9 protein-coding genes are annotated in these 9,843 nt (G+C 67.7%); 3 read left to right on the top strand and 6 right to left on the bottom strand.

Going from position 1 to position 9,843, the window contains the following annotated elements:
- The first annotated feature begins 551 nt into the window (after positions 1 to 551).
- Positions 552 to 1,739, top strand: a complete 1,188-nt coding sequence (locus AC5P6X_RS14285) for a benzoate/H(+) symporter BenE family transporter (RefSeq protein WP_329755799.1) — start codon at positions 552 to 554, stop codon at positions 1,737 to 1,739.
- Positions 1,740 to 1,745: 6 nt separating this feature from the next.
- On the opposite strand, the gene AC5P6X_RS14280 is transcribed toward AC5P6X_RS14285, so the two are convergent.
- The 5 genes from AC5P6X_RS14280 to egtB all read right to left on the bottom strand — a co-directional run bounded on the left by AC5P6X_RS14280 (position 1,746) and on the right by egtB (position 7,072).
- Positions 1,746 to 2,519: a DUF2628 domain-containing protein gene (locus AC5P6X_RS14280; protein ID WP_329755800.1), complete on the bottom strand. Its 774-nt coding sequence runs from the start codon at positions 2,517 to 2,519 to the stop codon at positions 1,746 to 1,748.
- A 50-nt stretch (positions 2,520 to 2,569) separates the two neighbouring features.
- Positions 2,570 to 3,436 carry a D-hexose-6-phosphate mutarotase gene (locus AC5P6X_RS14275; protein ID WP_329755801.1) on the bottom strand — a complete coding sequence of 289 codons (867 nt, stop codon included), beginning with the start codon at positions 3,434 to 3,436 and terminating at the stop codon, positions 2,570 to 2,572.
- A gap of 40 nt (positions 3,437 to 3,476) precedes the next feature.
- Positions 3,477 to 4,745, bottom strand: a complete 1,269-nt coding sequence (locus tag AC5P6X_RS14270; protein ID WP_329755802.1) for a lytic murein transglycosylase — start codon at positions 4,743 to 4,745, stop codon at positions 3,477 to 3,479.
- A gap of 84 nt (positions 4,746 to 4,829) precedes the next feature.
- The gene (gene egtD, locus AC5P6X_RS14265) at positions 4,830 to 5,804 is read right to left on the bottom strand and encodes an L-histidine N(alpha)-methyltransferase (RefSeq protein ID WP_099481109.1); all 975 of its coding nucleotides are present in this window, start codon (positions 5,802 to 5,804) and stop codon (positions 4,830 to 4,832) included.
- Positions 5,801 to 7,072 (bottom strand): ergothioneine biosynthesis protein EgtB, encoded by a 1,272-nt coding sequence (gene egtB / locus AC5P6X_RS14260; RefSeq protein WP_329755803.1) that lies wholly within the window; start codon positions 7,070 to 7,072, stop codon positions 5,801 to 5,803. Before egtB ends, egtD begins: the two co-directional genes overlap by 4 nt.
- 150 nt (positions 7,073 to 7,222) lie before the next feature.
- On the opposite strand from egtB, the gene AC5P6X_RS14255 reads away from it, so the two are divergent.
- Positions 7,223 to 8,503 carry a GGDEF domain-containing protein gene (locus AC5P6X_RS14255; protein ID WP_005414941.1) on the top strand — a complete coding sequence of 427 codons (1,281 nt, stop codon included), beginning with the start codon at positions 7,223 to 7,225 and terminating at the stop codon, positions 8,501 to 8,503.
- Between the two features lie 3 nt (positions 8,504 to 8,506).
- Here AC5P6X_RS14255 and AC5P6X_RS14250 read toward each other — a convergent pair whose 3' ends face one another.
- On the bottom strand, positions 8,507 to 8,899 hold the full coding sequence (locus tag AC5P6X_RS14250; RefSeq protein ID WP_005414942.1) for a YchJ family protein: 393 nt from the start codon (positions 8,897 to 8,899) through the stop codon (positions 8,507 to 8,509).
- A gap of 102 nt (positions 8,900 to 9,001) precedes the next feature.
- Here AC5P6X_RS14250 and AC5P6X_RS14245 point away from each other — a divergent pair, with 102 nt between their 5' ends.
- Positions 9,002 to 9,781, top strand: coding sequence for a sulfite exporter TauE/SafE family protein (locus tag AC5P6X_RS14245; protein WP_005411690.1), 780 nt, complete (start codon positions 9,002 to 9,004; stop codon positions 9,779 to 9,781).
- The last annotated feature ends 62 nt before the right edge of the window (positions 9,782 to 9,843 follow it).

Below are 9,843 nucleotides of genomic sequence, written 5' to 3'. Positions count from 1 at the left end.
TTGATCAAACGTCTGCAAGATGGACAATCATCCTTCCTGCAGGCGCCTTCACAAGATACCTGCGCATACTTTCAAAGATCCGGGGAAGTGGCCTCAGCGCCGTTCCCGTGTGCTGCGAAGTTTCCTTCGTAGCGAGCCGCCTATTATAGCCGGCTTTTCCGCTTCGTCAACACCTTTTTTCAAGGACGCCTCACCGGGGTGGACGTTGTTGCCGATGCCGCTTCGTCGTTGGACCCAAAGGTCTTTCGTCGTTGCGAGCCGCCTATTATGCCGGACTTTTCGAGTCCGTCAACACCTTCGTTCGATCATCTCGTTCGTCGGTGGTGGCGTTGCTGTCTGCGTGCCGTTTCCGAAGAAGCGGTGCGCGCAGCAAGGGAGCGAATTCTAGAGATCCTGCAGATTTCGTCAAGCATTTTTTTGCAGGGTGATGACAGAACCAACGCAACATCACGCATGGCATACGCTCGAAGATCACTGTGGCGTTGACCGCGCGTTGCGCGGTCAACGCCACAAGGGCTATCAATGCACGGATGCACAGTGGAGAGACGGCAATGAACATGCAGGTGCGGCAAGCGTGGTGGCGCGACCTTTCAGTACCGGCCCTCGTTGCCGGCTTCATCACTGTGCTGGTCGGCTTCGCCAGTTCGGCCGTCATCGTGTTCCAGGCTGCACAAGCTGTCGGTGCCAATCAGGCGCAGATCGCTTCATGGATGTGGGCACTGGGACTGGGCATGGGTGTCACCTGCATCGGGCTGTCACTGCGCTATCGGGTACCGGTGGTGACCGCATGGTCGACACCGGGCGCGGCGATGCTGGTGGTCGGTGCCGGCGGCGCATCTCTTTCCGAGGCCACCGGTGCATTCCTGCTCGCTGCGGTTCTGGGCATGCTGGCTGGCTTCTCCGGCATCTTCGCCCGGTTGATGCAACGGGTACCGATGGCGCTGGCCGCCGGCATGCTGGCCGGGGTGCTGCTGCGCTTCGGTCTGGACGTGTTCGTGGCCATGAACACCCAGCTGGTACTGGCGCTGGCCATGTTCGCCACGTGGCTGGCCGGACGCCGCCTGTTCCCGCGCTATGCGGTCATCGCCACCCTGCTGGTCGGCATCGCGATTGCGGCCAGCCGTGGCCTGCTGCACGCACAGCAGGTGCAGCTGCAACTGGCGGTACCGCAATGGGTGACCCCATCCCTGTCCTGGACCGCGGTGGCCGGCATCGCCCTGCCCCTGTTCGTGGTCACCATGGCCTCGCAGAACATTCCGGGCGTGGCGGTGATGCGGGCATCCGGCTACGACGCCCCGGTGTCGCCGCTGATCGGCTGGATCGGTGTGGTCAATACACTACTGGCGCCGTTCGGTGCGTACGCGCTGAACCTGGCGGCAATCACCGCCGCGATCTGCATGGGCCGTGATGCCCATGAGGACCCGGCACGACGCTATACCGCCGCCATGGCGGCAGGTGCCTTCTACATCGTCATCGGACTGTTCGGTGCCACCGTGGCCGCACTGTTCGCTGCCTTCCCCAAGGAGCTGGTGGCCTGCGTGGCCGGTATCGCGCTGTTCGGCACCATCGCCAACAGCCTGGCCAGTGCGCTGGCGGTAGAGCGGGACCGCGAGGCGGCACTGGTCACCTTCCTGGTCACCGCCTCGGGCGTCTCACTGGCCGGCATCGGCTCGGCGTTCTGGGGCCTGGTGGCCGGTGCGCTGTGCCTGCTGGTGCTGCGGCCCCGTCAGGGCCGCTGACCTGCCCTATCCCGCCAGTGCGGCGCCGACGGTGCTCAGCGCCACCGCGATGACGATGGCGATCAGTGTGGCGACCACGCTGGTGCCGCCACGCGCTGTCAGCTCGCTGCGCAGCCGTGCATCATCGTCGCCGGTGACGGCACGGGCCTGGGCGATCAGGCGCTGGCAGTGCGCCAGGTACCAGCTGTTGCCAAAGATGCCGGTGGTGATGCTCAGCGCGAAGGTGATGACCAGCGACAGGCCATCCGGCACATCCAGCAAGGTCTCCACCACGCTGATCAGCAGCAGCAGGCCAGCCCACATCGCCGCCAGGCGGTACATCCTGCGGTACATCATCCAGATCAGGCCGAGCAGGAAGGCCGGCCAATGCCAGGTGCCACTGCCCGTGGCAACGCCCTGATCCAGCCGCCAGCGCTGGCGATAGATCGGGAAGTTGCCGCCGACCACGCTGGCGTACAAGGCCATCTCGCCCTCCAGCCCGGCAGCCGCAGCCCTGTCCGGTGCGGCGGCCGGCGCACGATAGGGATCGGACGGATCGCCGACATCCGGCGCGATGCCCTCAACCGCAGGGGCTGCGTCGATATCCAGGGCCGGAGCCACCTCGACGGGGGTGGAAGCCTGCTCCAGTTCCGCCAACGGCCGCCATGAGGGCATGCCTTCGCACCAGAGCAGGGTGCGCGCCGTAACCGTCCCTTCCTGCTGCAGCTGGCGAAGACCGGCCAGATCCACCGGCCCACTGCTCTGCCTGCCATTGGCGTACCACCATTGTGCTTCCTGCATGTTTTCCGTCCTTGCTACCTGCATCGACAAACTGAAATCGTTGTCCGCGCCTACAGCGCGGTACTGCCCAGGGTCTGCACCAGCTGATGGCGCGCACCCGGCGCAAGCGTAATCTGCTCCGGGCCTGCGTTGGCCACTTCCAGGCATACGTAATCGCGCCAGCCCTCGCCGACATCGGCCATCCTGGCTGCCGCCTCGGCACCCGGATTCCAGACCACCAGCGTCTGGCTGCCTTCGCTGCGGATCTCGATCCGCCGCTGTAGTACGGGATCATGCAGCACGTAATGGCCGCCGGCACCGGTGTAGATGCGATCGCTGCGACCGGGATCACGCGGATCGCGCAATGACCACGGTCCCTGTTGCAGGCGCAGCTGTGCATAGTCCTCGTACTTGTCCAGGTACTGCAGGCCGTCAAGGCCCTCGACCTCGACCCGCTTGGCATCGCCCACCCGGAAATAGCTGTGCAGGGCCTGGGTGAATGTCACCGGCGAGGTTCCGGTGTTCTCGGTGACCAGCTGCTGGCGCAGCTGGCGGCCAATGCGCAACTGCATCTGCAGGCGCAGGCCGCGATCGGCGCCGGGCGCAGGCGCCAACTGCAGCTCGACCTCGCCATCATCGCGCTGGCTGGCCTGCAGAAGCTCCCAGCGCGCGGTACGTACCAGGCCATGCGCCGGTACATCGGCGCTCTGGCCCTGGCGACCGAACCACGGCCAGCACACCGGGACGCCACCGCGGATGGGCGTGGGCAGCTCGGCGCGCGTGGGCGAAAGCCACAGCAGATCGGGCTGCCCATCAGGAATGAACGACAGCAGCTGGCCGCCGAACACGCTGACGACCGCCGTGGCGTTGGCGGTTCGCACCTGCCAGGCCTCCAGGCCGTGATACAGGCCGGTGCTGATGTCCGGATTCGACTGCATGCGATGACGCTCCTTGAAGACCGCGGCGATGATGTCGCGGTCAACGTGCCGCCGGCAAGGCTTTCTGCCCAGCGGGTGCGATGGCGGTCGCCTCTTCCTGCAGCGTGCGCAGGATGCGCTGGCCTGCGCGGCCGTCCACCTCGCTCCAGCCCAGGCGCTGCTGCTCGGCCTGGATCGCGCGGCGCGTGGCGGTACCGATCATGCCGTCGGCGGCACCGATATCGTGGCCGCGGGCCAGCAGCAGGGTCTGCAGCTGGCGGCGCTCATCGCGGCCCAGGCCCGGGTCATCGGTCGGCCAGGCGGTGGCCAACCCGTTGCCGCCACGCAATTGGTCAGCCAGCGTCGCGATCGCCAGCGCATAGCTTTCGGCGGCGTTGTAGCTGTAGATCGCGTCGTAGTTGCGGAACACCAGCAATGCCGGGCCCCTGTTGCCGGCCGGCAGCAGCAGCGCGGCGCGCGCATCCGCCGGCAGGTTGGCCGGAGCCAACACGCTGCCATCCAGCGCGGTCACGCCCTGCGCACGCCAGTCGGCCAGGGCGCGACGCTGGGTGCGGCCGGCCTGGCTTGCGTTGAAGCCCGCAGGAACGCGGACTTCCATGCCCCACGGCTCGCCGCTGCGCCAGCCGGCGCGCTTGAGGTAGTTGGCGGTGGAAGCCAGTGCATCGGGAATGCTGCCGACCAGATCGCGGCGGCCATCGCCATCACCGTCCACGGCGATGCGTGCATAGGTGCTGGGCATGAACTGCGTATGCCCGAAGGCACCGGCCCAGGAGCCGGTGAGCCCCTGGGCCTGCAGGTCGCCGCGATCGATCAGCTTGAGCAGCGCCAGCAGTTCACCGCGGAAGAAGGGTTGGCGACGGCCGGCGCAGGACAGCGTGGCCAATGACTGCAGCAGCGGGCGCTTGCCGAACACGCGGCCGTAGTCGCTCTCCACGCCCCAGACCGCGACGATGGTAGCCGGATCGACGCCGTACTGCGCCGACACGCGATCGAGCAGGTCGCGGTGCTGCTGCAGCAGGGCGCGGCCATCAGCCACGCGCTGGCGATCGACCAGCGCGGCCAGGTAGTCCCAGATCGGCGTGGTGAATTCGGGCTGTGCATCGAGCAGGCCGAGCACGCTGGGGTCCGGGGTGAGGCCGGCGGTGATCGCGTTGAAACGGTCGGCACTGATGCCTTGTGTCGCAGCGGTGGCCTGCAGGCCCGACAGGCAGCGGCTGAACGCCGGATCGATGTCGCCGGCAGGAGCGGCGGGCGCTGTCGGCGCCGAGGCAAGAGCGGCCGCCAGGCCGAGCGTGGTCAGAATGGGCATGGCGTCCTCCGTGTTGCCGTTGCACGGCCATCTTAGGGGTAGCGGTGCTGCTGAACCTGAAGCGGTACCGGCTGGCCGTCCGCCCTAGATGGCACGCAACAGGCGCAGGCCATAGGCCGGGCCTTCAGCATCCCAGCGCTGCATGACCTGCAGGCCAGCCGGCTGCAGCAGCGCTTCGAAGCTCTCGTCGGTGTACTTGTGGCTGTATTCGACGCGGATCGGTTCGTCGGCCTCGAAATGGAAGGTCCGGCCATCTAGATGGACGTCCTGTGCCCGCTGGCTGACCAGATCGGTCTCGATGCGCAGCCGCGCGACGCTGTAGCGGGCACGATGACGGAAGCCCTGCAGATCGAAGTCGCTGCCGACCTCGCGGTTGAGGCGGGCCAGCAGGTTGAGGGTGAATGCGGCGGTGACGCCCTGCGCATCGTTGTAGGCCGCCTCGATCAGCGCCGGGTCCTTGTGCAGGTCGATGCCGACCAGGGCCAGGCCATCACGCCCCATGGTCTGGCGCATCGCGCGCAGCAGCGCGACCGCGTCTTCGCCTTCAAAGTTGCCCAGCGTGGAACCGGGGAAGAACAGCAGCCGTCGCGCGGGTTCGCGTTCGGGCATGGGTACGGCGACGGGACGGGTAAAGTCGGCACAGACCGGCAGCATCTCCACCTCGGGCAGCGCCGGGGCCAGGTGGTCGATGCTGGACAGCAGCGCGGCACGCGAGATTTCAATGGGCGTGTAGGCCACCGGGTCGTGCAGGGCGGCCAGCAGCAACGCGGTCTTGCGGCCACTGCCGCTGCCCAGTTCCACCACGTGCAGGTGCGGCCCGACGCTTCGGGCGATGTCCGGCAGTACCCGTGAAAGCAGGGCCAGCTCGGTGCGCGTGGGGTAGTACTCGGCGGTCTGCGTGATCTGCTCGAACAGGCGCGAGCCGCGCGCATCGTAGAAGTACTTGGACGGCAGCTGGCGCGGCGTGCGCGACAACCCGGCCACCACGTCGGTGAGGATCTGCTGGCGGCTGGGGGTGAGATCGGTCAGCGCCTGCAGTGCGTCGTGCACCGTACTCATGCGAGGTCCCTGGCCAGGCGCAGCCCGGAGAACTGCCAACGCGCCGGGGGCATGAAGAAGTTGCGGTAGCTGGCACGCACGTGGCCACGCGGCGTGGCGCAGCTGCCACCGCGCAGCACCCATTGCCCGCACATGAACTTGCCGTTGTATTCACCGAGGTTGCCGGCGAAAGGGCGGAAGCCCGGGTAGGCGCCATACGCACTGTGGGTCCATTCCCATACATCGCCGAACAGCTGACGCAGTCCACTGCCCCCTGCAGCCTGCGGGTGCAGCCGATCGTCATCGGCAAAATGACCGCGAGGCGGCAGCGTTGCGGCGGCAGCCTCCCACTCGAACTCGCTGGGCAGGCGCGCACCGGCCCAGCGGGCGCAGGCATCGGCCTCGTAGTAGCTGAGGTGGCAGACCGGCGCATGCGGATCCAGTTCGCGCCAACCGCCCAGGGTGTACTCGCGCTGCAGGGCGTCATCCCAGTACAGCGGGTGCTGCCAGCCCTCGGCTTCGCGCAGCGCCCAGCCTTCGCTGAGCCACCAGCGCGGTTCGCGGTAGCCGCCGGCGTCGATGAAGGCGCTGTACTCGGCATTGCTGACGGGACGCTCGGCCAGTGCGTGCGCGGGGAGCAGCACGCGATGCGCCGGCGATTCGTTGTCGTAGGCGAAGGCAGTGTGCTGCGGCCAGGCTGCGGCGCCGATGGTGACGATGCGCTCGGGTGACTCGATCCAGCCCTGCGCACTGGCAGCGCTGGTTGCAGGCTGCAGGTCCTCGCGGTAGGCCGGCTGCAACGGATTGCACCAGAACGCGTGCTTGATGTCGGTGAGCAGCAGTTCCTGGTGCTGCTGTTCGTGCTGCAGGCCCAACTGCAGGTGCTGCAGTGCCTGCTCATCAAGGTCGCCTGCCGCCAGCCGCGATTGCACCTGTGCATCGACCTGCTGACGGTAGTCGCGCACCTGCTGCAGCGATGGCCGCGACAGCAGCCCACGCTGCGGCCGGGCATGCGCCGGGCCGAGGCTCTTGTAGTAGCTGTTGAACAGGTAGTCCCAGGCAGGGTCATGCGCCGGTGCAGGTGGGAAGCCGGCCAGCACGAAGCGTTCGAAGAACCAGGTGGTGTGGGCCAGGTGCCATTTGCTCGGGCTGGCATCGGCCATGCTCTGCAGCATGGCATCTTCGGCGCTGAGGGGGGCTGCCAGGTGCATGCTGCGGTTCCGCACACATGCGTACTGGCGGGCGAGATCGCGCTGCGGGGCAGCGACGGCGGTGGCTACGCTGTCCATCCGGGCAGCATCTGCGCAACAGGGTGAGTGCGATGTCATCGTTCGACGTCAACGCGTTCACATGCGTGACCATCCCGCATTCAAGAAGCCGGTGCGAACGCCGCTAACGGCAATGCTGCGGCCGCGTCGTCACCGCGCTGGAATTCCTGCTTGCCCCTGCATCCGCTCCGCCAGCCTGCGCATTACCTGTTCGTGCTGCCCGCCGTGCTGGTTGCCGTGGTGCTGTGGGCAGCACTGGGCAACGAAGACGTTGCCAGTCCGGCCCAACGCATCCTGCCCTGGCTGCTGGCCTGCCTCGGCGCCGGCCTTGCCCTGCTCTACCACCAGGTGCGTACGCTCTGCCTGCTGCTGGTGGTGGCGGTCATGTTCGCGCTGCTGCACCAGGACGTGGGCGGCTACCTGCACAGCGGCCATGTCACGGCGCTGACACCGCTGCGCTTCCATGCCATTTCGGCCTGGTTGCCCTTGCTGTTCGCGGGCCTGGCATTGTGGCCCGAGCGCGGGCGGCGCCGCCACGACCTGCTGTTGCGCTCCGTCGCCAGCGGCACGGCACTGCTGATCTTCCTGCTGCTGGCCACGCAGCAGCCGCGCGGCATGCACGATCTGCTGTCCAACCGCCACTGGAGCTGGATTCCGGCCGACTGGAACGCGCTGGCACAGCTGCCAGCGCTGCTGTTCCTGCTGGCAACCGCCGCGCTGGGCTGGCAGGCCTGGCGGCATCCGCGCCCATTGCACACGGCGATGCTGCTGGCCCTGCTGTGCCTGTGGTGGATGCTGCCACGGGTGTTCCTGCAGCCGGTGCTGCTACCGGCACTGGCCAGTGCCTCCCTGCTGCTGATGCTGGGCGCGATGCTGCAGGAGTCCTTCCATATGGCCTTCCGCGATGAGCTGACCGGCCTGCCGGGGCGCCGCGCCTTCAATGAGACCCTGCAGCGGGCGCGCGGCACCTACAGCATCGCGATGGTGGACGTGGACCACTTCAAGTCGTTCAACGACACCCACGGCCACGACACCGGCGACGATGTGCTGCGCCTGGTGGCCTCGCGCCTGGGCCGGGTGGGCGATGGTGGCCGGGCGTTCCGCTATGGCGGCGAGGAGTTCGCGGTGGTGTTCCTGGATCGTCCCGCAGCGGCCTGCGTGGATGCAGTCGAGGCGCTGCGGCAGACCATCGAGGACACCCGCATGCAGCTGCGCGACCGGAGCACACGCAGCCGCGACGATGAAACGGGGCGCCGGCAGCGCGGACGCGGCGGAAGCGGGCAGACAGTGCAGGTGACGGTGAGCATCGGGCTGGCAGACAGCCGCGTGGATGAGCGGCCAGCGGCAGTGATCAAGGCCGCCGACCAGGCGCTGTACGCAGCCAAGGACGGTGGCCGTAACCAGGTCCGCGCGCATGCCGGCCAGCGCGTGCTGGCGGCACGCGGCGGCTGAGGCTCACACCGCGTCGAGGTAGTACCAGCGGCCGTCGACGCGCAGGAAGCGGCTGTGCTCGGCCATCTTCACCGCGCTGCCGCCGCCCACGCGGTAGCGGGCGGTGAAGCGCACCTCGGCGCTGTCGGCGCCGGTGACGGTGTGCTCGTGCACGGTCAGGCCCAGCCAATGCGTACGCTGGCCGGGCGCATCATCCAGCGACAACTCGGCCGGACGGGTATCCGGATGCCAGCTCTGGCGCAGATAGTCCGCCAGCCCCCGCACATAGGCGCTGTAACGTGATCGCATCAGGCGCTCGGCATCGGGGGCGGCCTCACCGGCATGGAAACGGCCACAGCAGGCGGCGTACTCGGCGGGAAGGCCGCAGGGGCAGGGATCGGTGGGTTTTCGGCTCATGCGGACATTGTCGCCGGGTTGTGCGGATGGATCCACGCGGGGCACCGGTCAACCAGTGCAGGACAGGCGTATGCTGTCGCGCCCCCATATCGATTGATCGCCGTGCTGGAACTGGTTCCCCCTGAGTTGTGGTGGCTGGTGGTCATCGCCTTCATCGCCGGGCTGGTCGATGCCGCCGTCGGTGGTGGTGGGCTGGTGCAGCTGCCTGGCCTGTTCACGGTGCTGCCGCAGCAGACGCCGGCGATGCTGTTTGGTACCAACAAGTTCAGTTCGATGTTCGGTACCGGTGCGGCCGCCTGGCGCTATGCGCGCAACGTGCGATTCCCGTGGAAGCCGGTGTTGTTCGCGGCCGGCACGGCCTTCATCTTCTCCTTCGCCGGCGCCACCGCGGTAAGCCTGCTGCCCAAGGACGCGGTGCGCCCACTGGTGCTGGTGCTGCTGGTCGCGATGCTGGCCTACACGCTGTGGAAGAAGGACTTCGGCGCGTTGCACCGTCCGCAGGAGATCGGTCGCCGCGAACTGGTGATCGCGCTGGCGATCGGTGCGGCGATCGGCTTCTACGACGGCTTCTTCGGGCCGGGCACCGGCAGCTTCCTGATCTTCCTGTTCGTGCGCTTCTTCGGGCTGGATTTCCTGCGCGCCTCGGCGGCGTCGAAGGTGGTGAACCTGGCGACGAATGTGGCGGCGATCTCGTTCTTCGTGCCGACCGGCAACATCCTGTGGCTGTTCGCGCTGCCGATGGCGGCGGCCAACATCATCGGTTCGGTGGTGGGCACGCGCCTGGCGCTGAAGGGCGGCACGCCGTTCATCCGCAAGCTGTTCGTGGGGCTGGTGGTGGTGCTGATCGCGCGGATGGCGTGGGATACGTTCCGCGCTGCGTGAACGCGGTTGCCGGCCAGCGGCCGGCACTACCGGGTCATGAACCCCGCCCATGGGTAGTGCCG

The sequence above is a fragment of the Stenotrophomonas sp. YJH_SMC_40 genome (assembly GCF_059368615.1).
The sequence above is the reverse complement of the archived record's forward strand: the minus strand, read 5'-3'. Positions and strand labels throughout refer to the sequence as shown.

Bases quoted from the DNA above. Each gene is read 5' to 3' on its own strand.
- egtD (WP_099481109.1), bottom strand. From the start codon at position 5,804: ATGAGTACGGTGCACGACGCACTGCAGGCGCTGACCGATCTCACCCCC.
- AC5P6X_RS14275 (WP_329755801.1), bottom strand. From the start codon at position 3,436: ATGCAGTCGAATCCGGACATCAGCACCGGCCTGTATCACGGCCTGGAG.
- AC5P6X_RS14285 (WP_329755799.1), top strand. From the start codon at position 552: ATGAACATGCAGGTGCGGCAAGCGTGGTGGCGCGACCTTTCAGTACCG.
- AC5P6X_RS14250 (WP_005414942.1), bottom strand. From the start codon at position 8,899: ATGAGCCGAAAACCCACCGATCCCTGCCCCTGCGGCCTTCCCGCCGAG.
- AC5P6X_RS14280 (WP_329755800.1), bottom strand. From the start codon at position 2,519: ATGCAGGAAGCACAATGGTGGTACGCCAATGGCAGGCAGAGCAGTGGG.
- egtB (WP_329755803.1), bottom strand. From the start codon at position 7,072: ATGGACAGCGTAGCCACCGCCGTCGCTGCCCCGCAGCGCGATCTCGCC.
- AC5P6X_RS14270 (WP_329755802.1), bottom strand. From the start codon at position 4,745: ATGCCCATTCTGACCACGCTCGGCCTGGCGGCCGCTCTTGCCTCGGCG.